Source organism: [Clostridium] cellulosi, from assembly GCF_036762875.1.
In the GTDB taxonomy this organism is placed as follows: Bacteria; Bacillota; Clostridia; order Oscillospirales; family Ethanoligenentaceae; genus Ruminiclostridium_D; species Ruminiclostridium_D cellulosi.
On the sequence record NZ_JBAIZF010000030.1, the window covers coordinates 27767 to 48910 of the forward strand.

The 21144-nt window shown below is 47.5% G+C and carries 19 protein-coding genes and 1 riboswitch; of the genes, 8 read left to right on the forward strand and 11 right to left on the reverse strand.

Annotated features, from left to right (window positions below):
* Positions 1–14: 14 nt before the first annotated feature.
* The 4 genes from V6C21_RS10065 to V6C21_RS10080 are packed head-to-tail and all read right to left on the reverse strand — an operon-like array spanning position 15 to position 5360.
* Positions 15–1088 carry an alcohol dehydrogenase catalytic domain-containing protein gene (locus tag V6C21_RS10065; RefSeq protein ID WP_479268959.1) on the reverse strand — a complete coding sequence of 358 codons (1074 nt, stop codon included), beginning with the start codon at positions 1086–1088 and terminating at the stop codon, positions 15–17.
* Positions 1089–1117: 29 nt separating this feature from the next.
* Positions 1118–2500, reverse strand: coding sequence for an FAD-dependent oxidoreductase (locus V6C21_RS10070; RefSeq protein ID WP_034838095.1), 1383 nt, complete (start codon positions 2498–2500; stop codon positions 1118–1120).
* Positions 2490–3176, reverse strand: a complete 687-nt coding sequence (locus V6C21_RS10075) for a hypothetical protein (RefSeq protein WP_051492380.1) — start codon at positions 3174–3176, stop codon at positions 2490–2492. The genes V6C21_RS10070 and V6C21_RS10075 overlap by 11 nt, the downstream gene beginning before the upstream one ends.
* Positions 3177–3200: 24 nt before the next feature.
* Complete coding sequence (locus tag V6C21_RS10080) at positions 3201–5360, reverse strand: hydantoinase/oxoprolinase family protein (protein WP_034838099.1); 2160 nt, start codon at positions 5358–5360, stop codon at positions 3201–3203.
* A gap of 100 nt (positions 5361–5460) precedes the next feature.
* On the opposite strand from V6C21_RS10080, the gene V6C21_RS10085 reads away from it, so the two are divergent.
* Positions 5461–5658 carry a hypothetical protein gene (locus tag V6C21_RS10085; RefSeq protein WP_479268960.1) on the forward strand — a complete coding sequence of 66 codons (198 nt, stop codon included), beginning with the start codon at positions 5461–5463 and terminating at the stop codon, positions 5656–5658.
* A 187-nt stretch (positions 5659–5845) separates the two neighbouring features.
* On the opposite strand, the gene V6C21_RS10090 is transcribed toward V6C21_RS10085, so the two are convergent.
* From V6C21_RS10090 to V6C21_RS10105, 4 genes are all read right to left on the reverse strand, one after another.
* Positions 5846–7981: a transglycosylase domain-containing protein gene (locus V6C21_RS10090; RefSeq protein WP_479268961.1), complete on the reverse strand. Its 2136-nt coding sequence runs from the start codon at positions 7979–7981 to the stop codon at positions 5846–5848.
* Positions 7982–8198: 217 nt separating this feature from the next.
* A complete protein-coding gene (locus tag V6C21_RS10095; protein ID WP_479268962.1) occupies positions 8199–9950 on the reverse strand; it encodes a DUF4430 domain-containing protein in 1752 nt (583 codons plus the stop codon).
* 120 nt (positions 9951–10070) lie between these two features.
* Positions 10071–10277, reverse strand: a riboswitch (cobalamin riboswitch).
* 43 nt (positions 10278–10320) lie between these two features.
* Complete coding sequence (locus tag V6C21_RS10100) at positions 10321–11217, reverse strand: metallophosphoesterase (RefSeq protein WP_479268963.1); 897 nt, start codon at positions 11215–11217, stop codon at positions 10321–10323.
* Positions 11162–11743 (reverse strand): hypothetical protein, encoded by a 582-nt coding sequence (locus tag V6C21_RS10105; RefSeq protein WP_479268964.1) that lies wholly within the window; start codon positions 11741–11743, stop codon positions 11162–11164. The genes V6C21_RS10100 and V6C21_RS10105 overlap by 56 nt, the downstream gene beginning before the upstream one ends.
* Positions 11744–11819: 76 nt before the next feature.
* Between V6C21_RS10105 and cls the strand changes: the two genes are divergently transcribed.
* The 4 genes from cls to secF all read left to right on the forward strand — a co-directional run bounded on the left by cls (position 11820) and on the right by secF (position 17501).
* On the forward strand, positions 11820–13322 hold the full coding sequence (gene cls, locus V6C21_RS10110; protein WP_034838113.1) for a cardiolipin synthase: 1503 nt from the start codon (positions 11820–11822) through the stop codon (positions 13320–13322).
* Between the two features lie 245 nt (positions 13323–13567).
* Entirely contained in the window at positions 13568–14947 is a 1380-nt protein-coding gene (gene purB / locus V6C21_RS10115) for an adenylosuccinate lyase (protein WP_479268980.1), read from the forward strand.
* A 264-nt stretch (positions 14948–15211) separates the two neighbouring features.
* The gene (secD, locus tag V6C21_RS10120; RefSeq protein WP_045085070.1) at positions 15212–16501 is read left to right on the forward strand and encodes a protein translocase subunit SecD; all 1290 of its coding nucleotides are present in this window, start codon (positions 15212–15214) and stop codon (positions 16499–16501) included.
* A complete protein-coding gene (gene secF / locus V6C21_RS10125) occupies positions 16491–17501 on the forward strand; it encodes a protein translocase subunit SecF (RefSeq protein WP_051492385.1) in 1011 nt (336 codons plus the stop codon). The genes secD and secF overlap by 11 nt, the downstream gene beginning before the upstream one ends.
* Positions 17502–17555: 54 nt before the next feature.
* Here the strand turns inward: secF and V6C21_RS10130 are convergent, their stop codons facing one another.
* On the reverse strand, positions 17556–17822 hold the full coding sequence (locus tag V6C21_RS10130; RefSeq protein ID WP_034838122.1) for a hypothetical protein: 267 nt from the start codon (positions 17820–17822) through the stop codon (positions 17556–17558).
* An 81-nt stretch (positions 17823–17903) separates the two neighbouring features.
* Between V6C21_RS10130 and V6C21_RS10135 the strand changes: the two genes are divergently transcribed.
* The 3 genes from V6C21_RS10135 (at position 17904) to nrdR (ending at position 19869) form a co-directional block, all read left to right on the forward strand.
* On the forward strand, positions 17904–18707 hold the full coding sequence (locus V6C21_RS10135; RefSeq protein WP_479268965.1) for a sugar phosphate isomerase/epimerase family protein: 804 nt from the start codon (positions 17904–17906) through the stop codon (positions 18705–18707).
* A gap of 319 nt (positions 18708–19026) precedes the next feature.
* Entirely contained in the window at positions 19027–19332 is a 306-nt protein-coding gene (locus V6C21_RS10140) for a DUF6514 family protein (protein WP_034843012.1), read from the forward strand.
* Between the two features lie 54 nt (positions 19333–19386).
* Complete coding sequence (nrdR, locus tag V6C21_RS10145; RefSeq protein WP_034843009.1) at positions 19387–19869, forward strand: transcriptional regulator NrdR; 483 nt, start codon at positions 19387–19389, stop codon at positions 19867–19869.
* Positions 19870–19929: 60 nt separating this feature from the next.
* Here the strand turns inward: nrdR and V6C21_RS10150 are convergent, their stop codons facing one another.
* Together V6C21_RS10150 and V6C21_RS10155 are read right to left on the reverse strand one after the other, a co-directional pair.
* Entirely contained in the window at positions 19930–20313 is a 384-nt protein-coding gene (locus V6C21_RS10150) for a DUF4363 family protein (RefSeq protein WP_034843006.1), read from the reverse strand.
* Positions 20314–20335: 22 nt separating this feature from the next.
* Positions 20336–21010: a DUF421 domain-containing protein gene (locus V6C21_RS10155; protein ID WP_034843004.1), complete on the reverse strand. Its 675-nt coding sequence runs from the start codon at positions 21008–21010 to the stop codon at positions 20336–20338.
* Positions 21011–21144 lie beyond the last annotated feature (134 nt).

Below are 21144 nucleotides of genomic sequence, written 5' to 3' on the forward strand. Positions count from 1 at the left end.
TGATTACCCCCTTTTTAAAACGTGATTGCGACTTTGAAGTCCCCGTATTTGCCGGTTGCATATTCAAAGGCCTCTTCCCATTTTTCAATCGGGAAGGTGCGGGAAACGACTCCGTCTGTTTTAAGCGTACCGTCGGCGATATGCTCAATGACATACGGGTAGCAATAAGGTGAGAGATGGGAACCAAGTACGTCCAGCTCCTTGCGGTCGCCGATAATCGACCAATCCACAGTGGTCGGCTCAGCAAAAACTGAGAACTCTACAAAGCGGCCCAGTTTGCGTACCATCTGCAAGCCTTGAATGACTGAAGACGGATGGCCGGTGGCTTCAATGTAGGTGTCGCAGCCGTAACCGTCGGTCAGTTTGAGAATTTCAGCCTGGACATCGACTTTGCTGGGATTCCAAACTATATCTGCACCAAACTCTTTCGCCTTAGCTAAGCGTTCATCCTTCATATCAAGCGCAATAAGAAGCTTGGGGTTGCGCTGGCGGGCGTATGTAACCATGCCAAGTCCGAGCGTGCCGGCGCCGGAAATTACGACTACGTCCTCTGCGCCGATATCGGCACGGTCAACGCAGTGTTTGGCACAGGAATAAGGCTCGATAAGCAGGGCCTTTTCCAACGCAAGGTCTTTTGGAACCTTGTGGACAACCGCGTTCTTAGGCAGCCTCATATACTCGGCCATACCGCCGTTAGTGCTTGCAAAAAAGCCGAAGGTTTTGTGCGGCTGGCACATCCAGTACTTTCCGCTCTTGCAGAAACGGCATTCGCCGCAGGGGTAAATCTGGTCGGCAGTCAGGCGGTCGCCGACCTGTACTCCCTTTACGTTTTCGCCGACTTCGGCTACAATACCGATGAATTCATGACCCGGGATAAACGGAGGCTCCACCCAACTGGGCTGGCCGTTTCCGCCCCAGAACATATCTGCGCCGTGTTGGCATTTCAAGTCTCCGGCACAGACTCCGCAGCCTTCGACTTTGAGAATAATATCGTCGGGACCACATTCCGGCGTTGGATAGGCTGGTTCAAAGCGGTAATCGCCGCGACCATAGGCAACCAGTGCTTTCATTGTTTTTGGAATTGACATATTTACACCTTCTTTTTGATAAATACAGCTTACAGTTTCAGAATTGCTCCGTGAGTGAGCAGAATGGAACGAACCTCCTGCGGATCGACTTCACGTGGTGTAATGCCTTTTTTGACTGAAAGTGCAGCACCGATTCCGGCTGCCTCACCCACTGCCATGCAGAGGGTCATAATGCGGCTGGAACCAAAAGCCACATGGTCAACGCTCATGCAGCGTCCGGCCATCATCAAGCCATCTATACTGTTGGAAACGGTGCAGCCAAAAGGTACGCCATACGGCTCCTCAATGGTTTTGGTATAAGTGCCCTCACCGTTGCCCTTGTGTATATCAATAAAATATGAGTACAGCGCGATTGAGTCGTCAGGAATGCGGCCTTCAATACAATCTTCTGCTGTAAGCTTTTTGATTCCCATTATACGGCGGGATTCCCGTACACCTATGACTGCGTTGACGTAAGTGACATAGCTGTTTTCGAAGCCAGGTACATTTTCCTGCAGCATCTTGACTAACGGCAGAATCTGCAGGTGTGCTTCCTGTTCGCCGCGGCTTAGGTCATGCACATTGCTGCCGTCAAAATTCTGAATGCGGATAGTATTGACCGCAACATGGCCGGGAATAGGCAGCCGTATGTAGATAACCGTGTCACGCTGGATGGGGCATTTGCCTTCAGCACGCAGCTTCTCAATCATATGATTTAGGCCAAAGAAGATGTGACCGGGGTTGTTGCGGAAGAACTCCGCATTGTAGCCGGGACGGATGTGGGTCAGTCCCATGTTGTATGGCAGCTCTTCGGGGTGCTCGGCAATGAAGTCGATAAATTTGTCAAAATCCACTCCGCCCAAGTTGAACATCAGTGAAGGCGGCTGGAGTATACCTGTACCTTCTTCACCCTTTTCATATTCCGCGCCTGCCAAATAGGCCAAGTCGCCGTCGCCGGTAGCGTCTATGAATACTTTGGCCTTAATCTCAATTTCAGTGCCCTTGCCGACCACTGTGACTGCTGTCAGGCGCCCGTTTTCTACTGTTGCGCCGGTGACTTCGCAGTGCATTAGCAGGTCAATTCCGTAGTCTTTTGCCCACTGGAAGCAAATGATACGGGTATAGAACGGGTTCACCGTGGTAGTGGATATATGAAACGGGCAATAGCGATGTCCCGCAGTGCCGTCCATAGCGGCGAGGTCATCGACCATTTTTTGCGCAAGACCGCCGACTATCTGCCGCTTGTGCATATCAAGAAAAGCGAGGAACGGCAGGCCGGAAGCCATCTGTCCGCCAAGATAGCCGAGGCGTTCGACCAAGACCACCTTTGCCCCTTCGCGCGCGGCGGAAACTGCCGCTGCCATGCCGCCGGGGCCTCCGCCTATGACAGCAACGTCGTACGTAAGTACTTCCTTTTTATTTTCATTTACCATTTTTGCTTCTCCCCTTTCCAGTAAGAACGCGCATAATTGGATTGTCTTCAAAAATTTTCTTTGCGGTATTCCTGCCGCGGAATAGCACATCATTGACCGCATAATTGGTCAGGCAAACTGAAGAAGACTGGTTTTTCGGGGGCAGTTTATCATGTGCCTGATACCAGGTGTAGGCAAATCCGTGCGCACCGATTTCCGACAACGCACGTATGCCTGTCCGCCCGAACGAGAAACGGCCAATCTGAATCTGCGGCACTGTATACTGCTCGGAGGTTTTTCCAATCTGAGTACATTCCAAGTGATGAAATATTTCATGCGCTAATATCAGTTCTTCTGCTGCTGCAGTAGAAAGGCCGTTAGCTTTCGCCCAGAGCCGTACTGAATCATCATAAATGAAAATGGTTTTGCGCCCTGAATAGTACTCACTGAAATAGCGCAAGTTGCCCGAAATCTTGTCAACCTTACGATGGTCAACAGTCAGGCCCTCGGCCTTGGCAACGTCATAAATGCTCTTATTTGGGTATTTCTCTATAAGCTTTTGTGCGGCGTCTACCCCTGTCTGCCAGGCCCTGTCTGCAATCGGCACCCGCATTTCTTCCGGAATCTTGTGATAAAGCAGGTCACGTTTTAGCTCTTCACGCGATTTAATCTGGTCGGGAAAGGGATAAACACGCATAAAAGACTTTCCTTTCTTCGCGGATTAGCCGCGTTCGTTTTCTGTAGTACGAGTACAAATGACTATAAGTGAGTCATCAGGACGGGCACCGGACAGTTCTACCCGGCACAAAGACATAATCTGGCTTTCACTTTGCATACCCGCAAGGTCAATAATGCGGCGTCCAAGAACGACATAAAGATTAGGAATTTCGGCGCCGCCGTCGCCGTGAATAGTATTATCAGCCAGTACGTTTTGCACAACTGATTTCCACCTTTTAACCGGGCAGGAAACAACCGTCGCGTTCTTGCGCTGCAAGCGGATAACACCGTCCCGGTCGAGCAGGCGCAAGGTATTGACTTTCTTTTTGAAGAACAGAAATGCACGTACAGTATTCTGACAGGTCAGCGCTACCATACTGCCGTTGTCTGCGGCAATTTTAATCTGAGAGGGATCAACTTTAAGATTGTCTGCTGCTATCTTAATCAGCTCTTCATCCGTCTTTTTTGCGCCGGAAAGCTCTTTGGTACGCAGCTCCGTCGCGCCTACTGCAATAGCTCTGACCTTCTGACGCTGATTGTCGACTTCAACTTTGACTTCTATCGTATCGGGGTCGGCACCGGACTGCACTGCCTTTTGAAAAGCTTCGTTGCGTATCGCGAGAATATCCTCTTCTGTAGGATTCATAATGGTCCGTTCAACCATATCACGCACCATGGCGAGGGCAACACCGATAGGCGAAATAACATGGGCGTTTTTCGCAATACGGAACTTGCAGCCCATATATTCGGCTAAGTGTGGTACAACGGTAGCCGCGCCGCCGCCTCCGCCGACAAAGGTAAGGGCGCTCTTATCAAGGCCATAATCCTTGATTAAGCTTTCCACAACTTTGCTGTTCTTGGCCGCGGCGAATTCCAAAACCTTTTTGGCACATTCTTCAACCGACATCCCCATATTCTTTGCCAGCGGTGCCCATGCCCTGCGGGCAGCTTCAGCATTGCCGTAGGCATAGTTTTCTTTTGACACATATCCTACGATATTGGCTGCACCGGAAAGAGTCAGCGCATATTTTTTGCCTCCGTCGCACTCAATATACGCATACTCCGGGTCGCCTTCCTTCGGGCGAATGGAACGCAAAACTGGATTGACGATATTTTCAGGGTCGGTGTAGACTTCATAGTCCAGATTAGCAATATGGGCAGAGCGAGGGCCGGTATTGACGGCCTTTCCGTCCTTCAGCTCGATCATAGAGCCGCCGCCGATACCGACAGTACGGACATCAAGGGAATTTACATATGTCTTATGCCCGCCGACTTCCGCGTAATGAACGACAACGTTGCCGTCCTTGACGCAGGATATATCAGTGGAGGTACCGCCGACTTCCAAGAAAATACCGTCAGTCAGCTTTTCGTACATCAGCGCACCGGCAACACCCGCCGCCGGGCCTGAGAGAATAGTGAGAATCGGGCGGTTGCGTACCTCGTCCATCGTCATAACGCCGCCGTCGCACCGCATGACCATCAAAGGTGCGCCGATATTAGCATTTTTGATACTCCGTTCGGTCATATTTGCAGCTTCAAGCATCTTTGGGAGGATAGACGCATTGATAACAGCGGTTCGAGTACGCACCTTTAAACCGTACAGCTTGGAGACATCACTTCCGGCAGTGCCGGGCAGGCCGAGTTTACGGCACTGCTCCAGCACAGCATTTTCGTTTGTGGGGTCATCAACGGAGAAAGCTTCGGTCGCAACGATGGACTGAGCGCCTTGACGCATCAAGTCGCTTAGTGCGTTCGCAACGTCATTAACGAAGGTTTCCTTCGTACCGACATTGACGTACGCATTGTAGCTTTGCAGATGCTTTCCGGCTGTCAGCTCAATGTTGCCGATATTAGTGTCGCTGCGGGACTTTAGACCTTGAATACCGCTTCCAATGGTGACAATGCCGACTTTAGCAACGTCCCCTTCCAGCAGGGCGTTGGTTGCCTGGGTTGTGCCATGAGCAATAAAGGTCACGTCTTCAGGCTTGATGTTGTATTCTTCCATTATTTTGGAAAGCACCTGCACAATGCCGGCTGCGACACCTTCCTTTGCCTCGTGTGTGGTGGGCAACTTCACACTGCCTATCAGTTCATAGGTTTCATCATTAATTGCAACGGCGTCTGTGAAGGTACCTCCTACATCTATTCCAATCCTGACTTTCATATTGATCTTCTCCTAAAATATGCGTAAGATTTAATTAGCTTCCGGCACTGCAACTGCGCCTGAAAACAAGTTTAGTTAAAAGTAAATGGCCACCATTATAATGACAGATAACGCAGTGACCACCCAGTTGGCCAGCTACATTGAAGAATACCTACCAACGGTTCGCAGTTACGCCGCAGAATTAAACACTTTTGAGAACGGAGACGCGTCCTATATTGAGGTTTGCTCATACAAAACGGAGGCGATTGCCGCTGGGGCTGCGCTGAACTACATATCTGCTTTTATTGATTCTATTTAAAGCTGTTAAGGAGCAAATTAAGTTTTATTCTAAAAAAGAAAAGGTTCATGTCATTTGGCATGAACCTTTAAAACAATCCCGTAATAAAGATTTTAGCGGCTGTATTCAAAATACGAAGAACACAGCCGCCGTATAAGTTAATTGCAAAAAAAAAAAGCGCCCTGCTTTATGCAGGGCGCTTTGTAGTTTAGCTCAATTCAGGGTCAACCGGTGCTGTTGGCAGATAGCCGTTTACCTTATACCAACCGACCTCCGTCCCGGTGGAGGTAATATATCCGGTTGCGGGGTCGTAACGCTCCTGAATCACATCGCCGTTTTTCGGGAAATCCTTCTTATGCTTCGGCAGGAGCTGGAATACGCTTCTCCAGACAACCAGGGCCGGGTTTGTACCTTTATAGCCGAGGTCTTTCGGCTGGTCATAGCCGAACCAGACAACGCCGACATAGTCGGGTGTAATGCCAGCGAACCAACGGTCTTTATGGTCATTAGTAGTACCGGTCTTGCCGCCAACTACTAACCCGCTAATCTTTGCGGCTCTACCAGTGCCCTCTGGACGTGTAACATTTGACTGAAGGAGCTTATTCATAATGAAAGCCGTATCAGCGCCAATTGCCTGTACTGGCTTAATCTTGTTTTCAAGCAATACATTGCCCTTACTGTCCAGCACCTTAGTATATGAATGCGGCTTGTAGTACAATCCGTTATTGCCGAAAATTTGATAACCGCCTGCTAACTCCTTAACAGTGACGCCTTGCGTCAACGCGCCTATGGCGATACTAAGGGTTTTATCGGAATAGACCTTATTGCCGACTACTTTTCTCTCGACAAGTGAAGTAAAACCAAGCTTGTTCTTAAGGAAATCAAACGTATATTCCGGTGAAAGATAATCCTTTTCTATGTGTACTGCGACGGTGTTGACCGACTTTGCCAAAGCCCGGACGACCGTCATCGAGCCGGTGTAATTGGAATCGTCGTCGTTTTTAGGCCACAGTTTGCCGTCTGGGGTTGTTATCTTGCTGCAGGGGATAAGCGACGACCAGTTGATTTTATTGAGTTCAATAGCCGGCGCATAAACGCCGAGGGGCTTGATAGCAGAACCCGGCTGTCGGGCGGCTCTTGCGTCCACCGCGCGGTTATATATCAAATTACCGGATTTTTTACCGCGGCCGCCCTCCACTCCAAGTATGTTTCCGTTATAGTCCATAATTATCATGGCCGATTCTGGCTGAACCGCACCTTGATACTGCTTCCAGTATTTTGTGTTGGTCGTATCCTGATATATCTTGTCCATCGCGCTTTGGACATCTGTGTTCATCGTCGTATATATCTTGAGACCTTTAGTATATATTGTGTTAAGCGCGTAATCGGCTGTCCAGCCATACTTGGTTTGGAGGTCTTTCTGGACGTCTGTGATTACCATGTCTTCAAACCAACCGCGGGTGCTGACAGTCTTTTTCGGAGCGATATTCAGCTTTTCATTAATGGCCTGCTCATACTGCTCTTTTGTTATCTTTTTTTGCTTATACATATTTTTAAGCACAACATTGACCCTGCGCTCGGTGTTTTTTTCCGGATGGTATCTCGGGTCATATGTGCTCGGCGCCTTCGGCAGGCAGGCAAGCGCTGCACATTCGGCGAGGTCAAGGTCCTTAACGTCTTTATTGAAGTAGTTTCTAGCCGCGGTTTGAACGCCGTAGCAGCCTTCGTTAAGGTTAATCGTGTTCAGATAGGCTTCAAGAATCTGCTCCTTGCCATATCTCTTTTCGAGGTCCAGGGCATTGACGATTTCCTGTATTTTGCGGCCGTAATCGCTGCTGTTTTTGCCGGCTGCGGTCAGGTTGTTTATCAACTGTTGGGTAATCGTTGAACCGCCCTGCCTTGTTTCGTAAAAGTGGAAGAACAGGTTGCCGAACGAGCTTATCGTACGTTTCCAGTCAACACCGTTATGTTCATAGAAACGCTGGTCCTCAGTACAGACAAAGGCGTTCTTGAGGTTCTCGGGCATGTCTTTAAGTGACACCCAAACACGGTTCTGTTCTCCGCTTATTTGAGCTACTTCAACAGTTTCGTTCTTAGAATTAGTGGCGTAAATAAACGTCGTGCTGTCGAGGTTTGCGCTGTCGAGGTTAATATTTTGCGGAGTAACGAAATTAATTATATAGAATGCGACGGCACCGCCTACAAGGGTGCATGTGATGACAAATATAAGAAAAACGGTAAGTAGAGCCCTACCGATTTTTCCGGCGACTCTTCTTGCCTTACTTTTCTTCTTCTTTGCGACGGGGGTCTTTTTGCCTTTTGGAGAAATAGAAGCGTTACCCATTAATTTATCGCCTCCCGACGGTAAGGGTAATGGCATGTTGGTAGAATTATAATACACGTCAACATTGTATTATATTTTATCACAAAAATCAAATTGGTTAAATATGTAAATACATTTTTCTTAATTATTGGGGCAAGTAACGCAGCTTTTTTTAAATCAGGAGAAAAAAATCAGCCCGCCACTTGTAGTTTTCAGCGGGCTGATTAAGCAAGAATAATTATTCACATTTCTTTCTGCGCAATAAAAGCGCAAGAAGCGATACTGAGACCACAGCCGCGGCTGCAGCAAAAGGCTCATTTCCGCCTGTTTCGGGGTTTTTGACTTTTATGGTCGTTGCGTCCTCCGATTTTATACCCGTAAGGTCAAAAACGTGAGACGATGATTTCAAAAGCGAACGATAGGCGCAAAGCGCGAGCACTGACTGCTCCGTCGCGACATAATCGGCTCCTCCGCCCCTTGTATGTTCAAATGCGCCGTTCGATGTTCTGAATGACAGCAGTGCGTCGACAGCGGACTTGCCGTTTTTGATAAAGCGCGTATCCGTTTTCGGGTTAATGCCGATGGATGACAGGGCGATGATAACCTGAGCGGTGCTCTCGCTGACTTCTTCTGATGAATAGGAGGGCAGGAAACCTCCGTCCGGCTGCTGTGCCTTTGAAAGATAGGAGACAGCGGCGTCTACGGCCTTCTTTACGCGGCTTTCATCCATATACGGTGCGAGAGCGGTTATCGCAATAGCCGTCATATCGCTGTCGGGAGGGGCATTCTTGTCGAGTGCAAACGCGCCGTTCGGGAGCTGATACGAAAGTATAGATGAGATAATGCCCTCTTTTGTATAGGATGAGGACGCCGGAATGTCGTAGCCGCCGGAGTCGAGTGCGAGCAGCGTATAGGTATAGCCGTTAAGACCCGTTATACCGATTTTTAAGGATAAGAGCTGGGCTACAAGATCCTGCCCGTTAAAGCTGCGGGGGTTAGCACCTGCCGCTTTTATGCCTATAATAAGTCCGGCGAGATGGGTCGGCAGCATATCGCCGTCGCTGATTTCCTGCGCTGCCGATTCAAGAAAGCTCTCGGGAACGCTGCGCCCCGCGGCGGACAGCGCCAGCGCCCCGCCCCAGTCATTGACGCCTTTTTGCAGCATATAGTCCGCGCCGGCCGATATTATTTTGTCGATATCGCTTGTGTCTACGGCCGCCCCATTCGACGCGGATTTTTTGCTGCCGGCTCCAGAACTGCCGCCTGAGCCGGTAGTTCCCGGCGCAGCACCGTCCTTATACACCTTGAGCGGAATCTCGCCGATATTGACCAAAGCCGGAGTTTTATCAACGGTTTTCTTTTCGACTGTGAATGTGTAATCCCCGGCAGCCGGCATTGTTATGCTTACGCTGCCGTTTTTGTCGGTTATGTAAGTGCGGCCGTTAAAATAAATCTTCGCGCCTTCAAATTTGACGGTATTGGTGACGGGTGCTCCGCTGCTGTAATCGGTATACACTGAGCTTATGCTGATAACCGCCGTTTTTCCCTCGACCGGGTTTGCGGGGTTGACGGTTACAGTCGGGTACAGGATTTTGCTGTCGTCGCCGAGATAGATGACTATCTTGTCGCCGCTGCTCGGCTTTATGGAATCGACGCCTACCTGTGCCGCCTCATCGTTTACATAGATGTGCCACCAGACGGGATAAGTGCCGCCTTCGCCGCCGATTTCCTGTATCTGGTGGCCGTAAAGACCGTCGGGTGCCTTGAGTTCAATTTTTTTTGCCGCGAGCGCCTTTGACATTATGTCATATAAGCTGCCCCCGCTTGTGAAGCTGACTTTTCCGTTATAGATTTCCGCGTTCTGCCCTTCAATCAGCAGGGTTATGTATGGCTCTTCCGCCGCCTTAGAGTTAAACGGCAGGAACGAAAAAAAGGATAGGAAAACTGCAAATGACAACAGTAAAGATAAGAATTTTTCCGCCTTTCGCATAATACCCCTCCTATTAAAAATTTGCCCCCTAAACCAAAAAATCGTCCCCTTTCGATAAGGGGACGACATGACTTCATAAATCCACTTAAAATTTACGCCTGCCTTTCCCTCCGAAATGCATAACGGCTTGATTTTTCGGCAGGTCTCCTGGCTTGGCTTCATTCTGCAGAACACACCTTCCCGGGCATCTTTTCCCAGTGGTCAGGCTTGGCTTACCAAACCCAAATTTATTCTGCAGTCTGCCTTACAGTAGCGGGGGCTGCGGCGGCATTTCACCGCCTTCCCTTTTAATCTTCATACTGAAGAACCGAAAAATCTGCATGCATATTCAATTTTTTCTCATTTATTTTATATTTAAACGGAATTTATGTCAAGCCTTCTTTAAAACAATTTCCCAAATCTGGGGCGCGGCCCAAATCCGAATCGGCGGGCCAACTGTTCCGATGCCGTTGGAAACTATTATCGTCGTGCTGCCCTTTTTCACGACGCCGGTAATATATTTAAGCTTTTCTTCTCCGGGCCAGTGGGGCACCCATTTCCCTCGGAAACTGATCTGCCCGCCGTGGGTATGGCCGCAGAGTATAAGGTCAATCTTATCCTTAGGCAGTTTGTCCACATAGTTTGGATGATGTGTCACGAGAATCATCAAGTCGTCGTCCTTTGTACCCTCGAGCATGGGGGCAAGGTCCTGATTACTGGTTGTGAGATCGCCTACGCCGCCTACCCTTATGCGTGAGCCGCCCCGCTCAACCCAGACGGCCCGGTTGTCCAGCAGGGTTATGCCCGACTCATACATGCACCTTTCGGACAACTCGCCATCGGTCCACCTGTCGTGGTTGCCGAGCACCCCCATAACGCCGAGCGGCGCGCGGAATGCCGCGGCCTCTTTAAAAAACGATGGAATCCTGTTGGGGTCGCGGTCGACATAGTCGCCTCCGAGAAGAATCAAATCGGGGTTAAGATTGTTTGTCATTTCAACAAGACGCCGCAGCTTCTCGGTGGAGAAGCATTTGCCGTGGTGAATGTCGGAAAGGAACACTATCTTTACATTTTCAAACTCCGGCGGCACATCCTTGGAATAGAAATTGTATCTCTTCAGCTTTATTTTTTCTACCCTATTCAATGAGATGACCTCGCACAGTGCATATTCCAAAATCATCCTTATAATTTCCAATATATAAGGAAATATTACATATGTCAAATCGAAAACATTAGTGGGCATGGAATATGCGCTTGTATTTCCTGTACCGGATAGTCTTGCTGGCAAACCAGGGAATAACGGCGAGGGACGGCAGGACAAGGGCGGTGAGCACCGATAAAATGTAATTTCTGGTGAAATAATAGACAATGAGCGAGAGCAAGGTGTTTATCGTGTCAGTTATCATCGACGCGATAAAAGCCGCGGCTTGAACCGATACACCGCCCGTAATCCTTGTCATCACCATGCCTACCCAGCCCCAGTTGTCCACCATGGGTTCAATCCACCAAAGCTTTCGGCTTATGCGGCGCTGAAGCCAGATAAGCGGGGCGCGCATACTGCCTTTCAGCTTCTTACCTACCCTTGAGCGGAGATACATGCGGGTGCCCTTTACCGTAATCATGGAGATAACGGTTGGGATTATTCCCTTGAGATTAAAATTGCTGAATACATTTTCCGCAAGAAAGCCTGAGAGGACAGGGTTGACAATGCCGAGCAGGCTCGCTAAAAACGTCATAATGCAGCATTTGGCGTAAGTGTCAGATGATATGACATTTTCGCTTTCTGGTACATTATTGCTGTAATGATATCTCAATATGCAAAACCCCTTGCGGGAAAGTTGTAATTACACAAATTATCTCACTCCAGTATGAAAATTCGGACGTGATATTATGAAAATAAAACGCAGTTTTTTAATAGGCGGCATATTGGCGCTGGAACTCGCCCTTTTGCTTCTTGCCATATGGGGATTAAATCAAAGGGCGGCCTATCTTTACGGCGCGATGGAAATAATAAGCTTAATCGTTGTCGTTTTGCTTATATACAGCCGTGACAACCCATCCTATAAAATCAGTTGGGCTATTGTGATTTTAGTTTTCCCTCTGTTCGGCGTTTTTATATATCTAATCGCGGGGACGCATTATCTTTCTCCCGGCCTGCGCAGGATGATAAAAAGGGCAAAGAGTTTTGGCCTTAAGTTGCGGCGGCAGGATCCAGAGGTCATGCAGGCGTTGAGCAATGAAGGCGGCGGTTATGTCAAGCAGGCGCGTTTTCTGCTCACCATGTCCGACAAGCCGGTATACAAAGGCACAAAGGCGGAGATTCTTCTGCCCGGTGAAAAAATGCACGCGAAAATGGTCGAGGAACTAAAGCGGGCGCGTAAATTTATTTTTATGGAATTCTTCATAATAGCCAAAAGTGAAATGCTCGATGACATCACTGAAATTTTAAAACAAAAGGCCCGGGAGGGCGTGGAGGTAAGGCTGATATATGACGACGCCGGCAGCATGGACGGCATGCCCCGCGGCTTTAAGAAGATGTGCAAGGAATACGGCATTAAAACCGCGGCCTTCAATCCGTTCGTCCCGGTGCTGAATAAGTTTCTCGAATACCGGGACCACCGCAAGATCGTTGTGATAGACGGAGATGTGGGGTTTACCGGCGGTATCAACATCGCCGACGAGTATATTAATAGGATAGAGCTGCACGGCCACTGGTATGACGGCGGCATTTGCCTTTACGGCAGCGCTGTGCGGAATTTTACTATAATGTTTCTTGAGATGTGGCTGATGATAACCGGAGATGACCTCGGCTATGAGAAATACCTTGTCTCAACGCCGAGGGAAGACGACGGGTATGTTCAGCCTTTCAACGACAGCCCCTTTTCCGGGAATGTCTCGGAGGGCGCCTATATGAACATCATAAGCGGCGCGAACCGCTATGTTTATATCGCGACGCCATACCTTGTGATTGACCACGAGATGACTATCACGCTGTGCAATATGGCACGCGCGGGAGTAGATGTTAGAATCGTCACCCCTCATATACCGGACAAATGGTATGTTTACGCCGCAACGAGGGGGTATTACCAGCAATTGATGGACTGCGGGGTAAACATATATGAATACGCCCCCGGCTTTATCCACGCGAAAATGATACTTTCCGACGACGATGTAGGCATAATCGGCTCGGTAAACATGGACTACCGCAGCTTTTACCTACAGTTTGAGGACGCGGTGTGGCTTTGCAAGAACAACGCCCTTAAACAGATGAAAAAGGAGTTCGAGCGGATATTTGAGGTTTCGATAAAAATAGACCCCGAAGAGTGGAAGAAGCGTGGGGTAATCGCGAAGCTATGCGAGGTGCTGATGAGGCTGTTCGCCCCGCTGATGTAAACAGCGGCCGTTAATTTTCTTCAAATAATGAAAAGATGCCGGAGTTTTCCGGTATTTTATTTATTGGGCGAAAATTTTATAAATTGTCATAGTGTGTCGCGCGTTGTATTTTGGCTTTATATATGGTAAACTTAAGTTAAAATAGAGAAATATCGGCTTACATTAAGGCATGATTAGTTGTGGAGGTATTAAAGTTGCGCGAATCTTACGAAAGCCCATTTAGCAAACGCTATGCAAGCAAAGAAATGCAAAAGTTGTTCTCCCCGGATTTCAAATTCAAAACATGGCGCAGGCTGTGGATTGCTCTTGCAAAGGCTGAAAAAGCGCTGGGGCTCGATATAACAGACGAGCAGATAGCTGAACTTGAGGCCCATGCTGATGATATAAACTATGAAGTCGCGGAAGCAAGGGAAAAAGAGGTCCGTCATGACGTTATGTCCCATGTTTATGCCTACGGCGTTCAGTGCCCGAAGGCAAAACCGATAATCCATCTGGGTGCGACCTCATGCTATGTCGGCGACAATACAGATATCATTATAATGCGTGAAGCGCTGAAACTGCTTCGCGGAAAAATAATCAATGTAATCTCAAGGCTGTCCAAATTTGCTATGAAGTATAAGGACATGCCCGCGCTGGCCTATACACATCTTCAGCCGGCTCAGCTTACGACTGTCGGCAAACGGGCGACGCTTTGGATAAATGACCTTGTAATGGACCTTGAGGACCTGGATTACCGTTTGGAGAACCTGGCTATGCTCGGCTCGAAGGGCACAACAGGCACACAGGCTTCCTTTATGGAGCTTTTCGACGGCGACAGTGAAAAGGTTAAAAAGCTCGAAAAACTGATAGCCGAGGAAATGGGCTTTAACAAGGTCGTGCCGGTTTCAGGCCAGACCTATTCGCGCAAGATAGACTCCCAGATCGTCAATGTCTTGTCCGGCATTGCCCAGAGTGCCAGCAAGTTCTCATATGATATGCGCTTGCTGCAGAACTTCAAGGAGATGGAGGAGCCATTTGAGAAGCACCAAATAGGTTCTTCCGCCATGCCGTATAAGCGCAATCCGATGCGCTGCGAGAGGATTACGGCGCTTGCGCGTTACCTTATGACCGACGCGCTGAATCCGGCGTATACCGCGGCGACACAGTGGTTTGAGCGCACGCTGGACGATTCAGCGAACAAGAGAATTGCCGTCGCTGAGGCGTTCCTTGCGGCCGACGGCATACTCAACATATATATGAATGTTGCCGACGATATCGTCGTTTATCCGAAGGTAATCAGGCAGCGCGTCATGCGCGAGCTGCCGTTTATGGCGACCGAGAACATCATGATGAGTGCAGTCAAGAAGGGCGGCGACAGGCAGGAGCTGCATGAGCGGATACGCCAGCATTCCCTCGCCGCGTCAAAGCGCGTCAAAGAGGAAGGGCTTGAAAACGACCTTCTGGAAAGAATTTGTGCTGACAAAGCCTTCGGGCTTGACCGCAGCGAGATTGACAGCCTTTTGGAACCAGAGAAATATACTGGGCGCGCTCCGCAGCAGGTTGTTGAATTCATCACCGAAAGGGTACAGCCCATACTTGACGCAAACAAGGATGTTTTGGGTGAAACTACCGAATTATCCGTGTAATAATTTGATAATTTGTATAAGCTATTGCGTTGACCGCTCAAATATCATTGACTTTTGATACATTCACCCATATAATATACTTATCATCTTAGAATTATGTATATTTTATAAGCGGTCAAAGCCTACTCATGAAATTGTTAAAGCGCGTTATGATGCCGTGTTCTGTCGGCCGTCATCCGCTTTGGCGGATGACGGTCATTAGAATGTCTCTGCATAGGCAAATTCCGCGCTTCGATTTAATAAGTCAATGGAAGGTGAAAATGCGTGTTAAAGCGTGTGGGAAAGCCCGTAATTTTCATCCTCGTACTGGTAATTCTCGCTTTGACGTATGTTTCATTCTTCGGGATTAGCTATAAATCCGGAGATATACGTCATACTATTATCAAAGGTGCGCAGGATATAAGATTCGGGATCGACATCAAGGGAGGCGTTGACGTAACATTTACGCCACCGGCTGGGACAAAGGTTACAAGGTCCGATATGGAAGCTGCTGTACAGCGCCTTAATCAGAGGCTTGATGCCCTTAAGATTCAAGATAGGGACGTTTACCCTGATTATACCAACAACAGAATAATTGTACGTTATCCGTGGCAGTCCGGTATTACACAGCAGGATCCGGAAGAAGCCATCAAAGAGCTCGGTGCTATGTCTGAACTCACATTCAAAGGTCCGGACGGGACAATCATACTCACGGGTAAAGACGTACAGAAGGCGGAGGCTAAACCAGATCCGGAACACGGCGGATATTTGGTAGAGCTTACCTTCAAATCAAGCGGTACGCAGAAATTTGCCGAAGCGACAAAGAAGTATCTCAATCAGCAAATAAGCATTTATATGGATGACAAGGAAATAACAAGCCCTGTCGTTCAAAGCGTAATTACTACAAGCACTTGCGTGATAAACAACGAAGCCAATCCGATGACCGCCGAAGAGACAAAGAAGCTTGCAAATCAGATCAACGCGGGTTCACTTCCGTTTAAGCTTGTCACCGATAACTACGGAACAATATCGCCAACACTGGGTCAAAATGCCCTTAGAGTAACTATTATCGCAGGTATTATCGCGTTTATTCTCGTATGCCTGTTTATGATACTGTACTACCGCCTACCTGGAGTAATCGCGTGTATTGCACTGCTCGGCGATATAGCAGGCTCACTGCTCTGCATATCCATTCCGCAATATACGCTGACACTGCCCGGTATAGCCGGTATCATCCTTTCCATAGGTATGGGCGTTGACGCCAACATTATTACAGGCGAAAGAATTAAAGAGGAACTCAGAGTAGGAAAGACACTTGACGGCGCTATTGATGCTGGGTTTGAAAATAGTTTCTCCGCTATTTTCGACGGCAACATCACCGTTATCATCGTAGGTTTACTGCTGATGATATTCGGTTCGGGTTCGGTTAACTCGTTCGGCTTCACCCTTATCATAGGCGTTATCTTCAACTTTATCATGGGTGTAACTGTATCGAGACTGATGCTTAAGTCCATATCAAAGTTCCCGGCATTGCGCAAGAATTTCTTATTTGGAGGTGTGCGCAATGAAGGCTGATATGAACGTCGATTTTGTAGGAAAACGCAAAATCTACTATATAATCTCGCTGTCAATAATCATTATTGGTATTCTGGCATCATTTATATTCGGTGTAAAGCTTGACATTCAGTTCAAGGGCGGCACCATTATAAAGTACAGTTATTCCGGAACGCTTGACAGGCTAAAAGCCGAAGATGTTGCCAAAAGCGTACTGAAAGATGCTCAAATTTCATCTAAGATAAATGAAGATTTTGTCACTCACAATAAGACACTGGTATTAGAGATAGACAGATCACTGAACAATGAAACTCAGGCGAGCCTCTATAAGGCAATAAGCGAAGCGTTTGCCGAGAATAATGTTCAGAAAGGTCAGTCCAATACAGTTTCTGCCTCAATGGGACGGGAAACAATCGGCAGAAGTGTGTTGGCAGTTGCACTGGCCTCAATCCTCATCATCATCTATATCGCGATAAGGTTCTGGAAAATAGGCGGCTGGCCCGCCGGTATAACGGCGTTCGCGGCGTTGCTGCATGACGTTATCGTCGGTTATGTGGCTTTCGTCGTATTGAGAATCCCGTTGAATGATAACTTCATTGCGGTCGTACTTACGATACTCGGTTATTCAATCAACGATACCATCGTTATCTACGACCGTATACGCGAAAACCGCAGGCTTTATGGCACCAAGGTCCCGTTTGCTGATGTCGTTAATAAATCAATCAACCAGTCCTTCTCAAGATCTTTCAATACCGGCCTTGCTACCTTCTTATCAATAGCAGTTCTCGCGGTATTCTCGGTTGCTTACAAGCTTGATTCGGTCACAAGCTTTGCTGTACCGATGATGATTGGCGTTATTTCCGGTTGCTATTCAACCATCTGCATAGCCGGTCCGTTGTGGGTTTCCTGGGAAACACACAAGGAAAAGAAGGCTGCTGCTGAAAAAGAAAGGCTCGCGGCCGAAAGAGAAGAGAAAAAGAAGAAACTGGAAGCATCAAAGGCAAAGAAAAAATCCAAGTAATATAAATGGGCTGCCTTGCGGCAGCCCATTTATTTTCAGCATATAGATATAATATCAGGATTTTTGCTTTTTTTCCTTTATCCCGACGTCGCAGATAACTGCCGCTACAAGCGAAAGGGCGCCGCATGAGAATGCCGCCTCTTTAGCGGCTTTTGCACAGCAAAGCATATAAATATAGTCTCCATAGCGGCCTTGGAGCAGAGTCAATATTATCGCTACAATGATTAGCCCTAATGTAAATTCTAATCCTATGTAGATAAACATGATGGCTAACTCTTCCGCGTTTTCAAATGTATTCTTAACCGCGTTCAGGATTTTCATTTCCTAACTCCTTCTTTCGAAAATCCAAAGACGTTTACAATTATGTTAACATTGACGGCGGTAATATACAATGCTAAAATAATGCCAGAGGCAAAGGAGGTTCTCATGTTCGGCGCAATTTCAACAGCATGCCTTTATCCCCTTGAAACGGAAAAGGCCTTGTCGGAACTGCTGAAACAGGGTGTCAGGCGCTTTGAGGTATTTGCAAACTGTGAAAGCGAATTCTCCGACAGCTTCACAAAAGAGATTTTGGCAATGGTCAAAAGTTACGGCGCAAAAATCTGTTCCGTTCATCTTTATACCTGCGGCCTCGAACCGTTTATGTTTTTTTCCAATTACAAACGCCGGTTTGATGACGCCGCAGAACATTACAAACACTACTTTGAAAGAGCGGCATTTTTGGGGGCCTCAGATGTAGTTTTTCATGGTGACCGCAAAGATTCTACTCTTCCCCATGACATATTCTGCGAGCGTTTTGCGGTGCTTGCTGAGATTGCCCGCGCCGAGGGAGTGGCATTGGCTCAGGAGAATGTGGCCAGATGCCGGAGCGGCAAAATTGAGACTATCAAGGAAATGAAAAAATCCCTCGGTAAAGATGTGCGCTTTGTACTTGATGTAAAACAGGCTCTCAGGGCGGGCGTTGACCCGATTGATATGTGTGACGCCATGGGTGAAAATATCGACTGCGTGCATATAAGCGACAGCACCGAGGAACATGACTGCCTGCTTCCCGGCCAGGGAAGTTATGATTTTAAGCCTCTTATCTCCCATCTTAAAAGTTTCGGTTTTAATGGGCCGCTGACGGTTGAAGTCTACCGGTGCAATTATAAGGTCTATTCGGAATTATATGATTCTTTAAGATTCATCAATTCACTATTGCAATAGAGAAAAGCACAATATATAGATGTGTTTTGGAATTAGTAACAAAATACAGGGTCAATTTTGGTGTAAATTGTTCTGTAAAAATGAAAATATCCCCTTTTAATTATAGAACAAAAATATTATAATATTGATATGGCCATTAATACTATTTAAGGCAAAATATAAAGTTTTATGGTAATACATTTTATGGAATCATTCCGTAAAAAATGTATTCGCATAAAGCTTGCCGCGATAAATAGGGGTTCGGCCGACTCCGGTTTATCTCAACGGTTTTTGCCTTAAAGAGTTGATGTCCATTAATAAATGTTAGGGGGATATGTAAGTGAGCAATGAAAAACCAGTAATCAGTAAGTCTTTCAGTGACGAACAAGGCAGAACACTAAAGGTTGACTATTTTCTCACATCGGGTGCATGCATGACCGACGGCGCCGAAGCAGTCCCTGTATATGGGGTGCGCGCCGACCTATATATAAACGGTCAGTATGCAGAGTCAGCGAAGGTTGACGACATTTCCCCTTCAAGAGAAGAGACAACCGAAATGGCAAAACGGTTTGCCGACAATCAAGTGACGCCGGTATCACTGAAAGATGTCGTTGAGGATTGCATTGCGGCACAGCTCAAGCAGTGATTCGAAACATTGGTTTAAGGTTTTTCTGCTGTTTTACACAGGTGGAGGATTATTATGAAATGTCCGTTTTGCGGTTATGGTGAAAGCAGAGTTATTGATTCGCGGCCGACTGATGATGGTGAACGTATTAGAAGGAGGCGTGAGTGCATCAGATGTCAGAAGCGTTTTACGACGCATGAGATAATCGAAAGTCTGCCGCTTATTGTGATTAAAAAGGACAAGTCGCGGCAGACGTTTGACCGGAACAAACTGATTAACGGAATGATGAGGGCCTGCGAAAAGCGGCCGGTTCCGCTTCAAGTGTTGGAATCCGCGGCTGATTCAATCGAGATGACCCTTCAAAACTCACTGGACAGAGAAGTGACTTCTGAAAAAATCGGTGAGTTGGTCATGGAAAAGCTGAAGGACATTGATGAGGTCGCTTATGTCAGGTTTGCGTCGGTGTATCGCCAATTTACGGACATTAATACATTTATGGAAGAAGTAACAAAACTGCTGAACAGCAAGAAATCATCAAATCAGCAGCAGAAACTTTAAACCAAATTTTACAAAAATTAATTGGGAAAGATCGTGGGGCCTTCCCGCGGTCTTTTTTTGTCAAAAAATGTTATCTAAGCTGAAGCGATCACTCTCAGCTATATGCTTTATCTGCATCCGCAGGGTTTCACATTCGGCTATAAAATCGGTTCTGTCCTCATCTTTGAGATATGCCCGGAGTTTTGCGGCGGACTGGTTGGCAAGGTCGATTTCCGCATGCCGTATAAAAGTGGCGTATACGTGCTTATTAAAGGCCCATTCCGATTCGAAAGCATCAATTTGCTTAAAAGCCGCATCAATATTCCCCTCAATCGCGCTTTTTTCAGCGGAGTTTATGATATCCGACATCCTTTGGGCCGAGCTGTTTAAATAAATATGGCTTGAGCAGATCAGCAACAGGATTGCTGCCAGTATGATTATCGCGGTTTTTAGATTTTTTATCATAAAACCTCCTCAAAGGACTGTTTTAAGTTTTATCTTTCGGGATGATTATCGTTTTTTCGGACTTGTCAATTGTCATAATAAACACGTCCTCGGGCGTAAGCCCTTGTTTTGTCAGTGTATCTTCAAGCCATACCATATCTTTTCCCACGCCGGCAAGAGAAGGCAGTGACAAGATACCGTCGCATATAAGCATTGTCGGCAGCCCGGTATCTTCACATTTAATATTCATCATTCCCGCCGTTACGGGTTTGTTCTCACATTTGGGGAACACGCTGAGCTTTCCGTTGGTTTCAAGCACTGCATAGGCGATTTCGTCCAGGTTCATATACCCGCTGTTCCGCAGCTCTTCCATGAGGTCATCGACCGTAAAGCGCAGCCGTTTCATCTCCCGCTGGTCGATTTGCCCGTCTTTTATAAGGATACTTGGCTTTCCGCTGATGATATGGCGCAGTTTTATGCTTGAAAGGGTTAAGGCGGACAAAATAACCTCGCATGCGATAAGTGTCAGAATAGGTATAATTCCGCTGGAGAGTGGCGTTCCTGTTTCCTGCATAGGGATCGCCGCAAGCTCAGATATCAGTATGGCGACCACAAGTTCAGAGGGCTGGAGTTCACCGATCTGGCGCTTGCCCATGATCCTCACCGCGGCAACTACAAGTACATAAAGAATAACTGTCCTGATAAATGCAATGCCCATTGACTGACCACCCCGTAAATAAAACATTCAGATATAGCGTTTACGCAGGCAAAATATTTATACTTGACGCGGGATTAATTAAAAAAACGGGCGGCGCCGCAAATCAATTGCAGCGGCGCCCGCAACGAAACCAA

Bases quoted from the DNA above. Each gene is read 5' to 3' on its own strand.
- V6C21_RS10065 (WP_479268959.1), bottom strand. From the start codon at position 1,088: ATGTCAATTCCAAAAACAATGAAAGCACTGGTTGCCTATGGTCGCGGC.
- V6C21_RS10070 (WP_034838095.1), bottom strand. From the start codon at position 2,500: ATGGTAAATGAAAATAAAAAGGAAGTACTTACGTACGACGTTGCTGTC.
- V6C21_RS10075 (WP_051492380.1), bottom strand. From the start codon at position 3,176: ATGCGTGTTTATCCCTTTCCCGACCAGATTAAATCGCGTGAAGAGCTA.
- V6C21_RS10080 (WP_034838099.1), bottom strand. From the start codon at position 5,360: ATGAAAGTCAGGATTGGAATAGATGTAGGAGGTACCTTCACAGACGCC.
- V6C21_RS10085 (WP_479268960.1), top strand. From the start codon at position 5,461: ATGACAGATAACGCAGTGACCACCCAGTTGGCCAGCTACATTGAAGAA.
- V6C21_RS10090 (WP_479268961.1), bottom strand. From the start codon at position 7,981: ATGGGTAACGCTTCTATTTCTCCAAAAGGCAAAAAGACCCCCGTCGCA.
- V6C21_RS10095 (WP_479268962.1), bottom strand. From the start codon at position 9,950: ATGCGAAAGGCGGAAAAATTCTTATCTTTACTGTTGTCATTTGCAGTT.
- cls (WP_034838113.1), top strand. From the start codon at position 11,820: ATGAAAATAAAACGCAGTTTTTTAATAGGCGGCATATTGGCGCTGGAA.
- purB (WP_479268980.1), top strand. From the start codon at position 13,568: ATGCAAAAGTTGTTCTCCCCGGATTTCAAATTCAAAACATGGCGCAGG.
- secF (WP_051492385.1), top strand. From the start codon at position 16,491: ATGAAGGCTGATATGAACGTCGATTTTGTAGGAAAACGCAAAATCTAC.
- V6C21_RS10130 (WP_034838122.1), bottom strand. From the start codon at position 17,822: ATGAAAATCCTGAACGCGGTTAAGAATACATTTGAAAACGCGGAAGAG.
- V6C21_RS10135 (WP_479268965.1), top strand. From the start codon at position 17,904: ATGCCAGAGGCAAAGGAGGTTCTCATGTTCGGCGCAATTTCAACAGCA.
- nrdR (WP_034843009.1), top strand. From the start codon at position 19,387: ATGAAATGTCCGTTTTGCGGTTATGGTGAAAGCAGAGTTATTGATTCG.
- V6C21_RS10150 (WP_034843006.1), bottom strand. From the start codon at position 20,313: ATGATAAAAAATCTAAAAACCGCGATAATCATACTGGCAGCAATCCTG.
- V6C21_RS10155 (WP_034843004.1), bottom strand. From the start codon at position 21,010: ATGGGCATTGCATTTATCAGGACAGTTATTCTTTATGTACTTGTAGTT.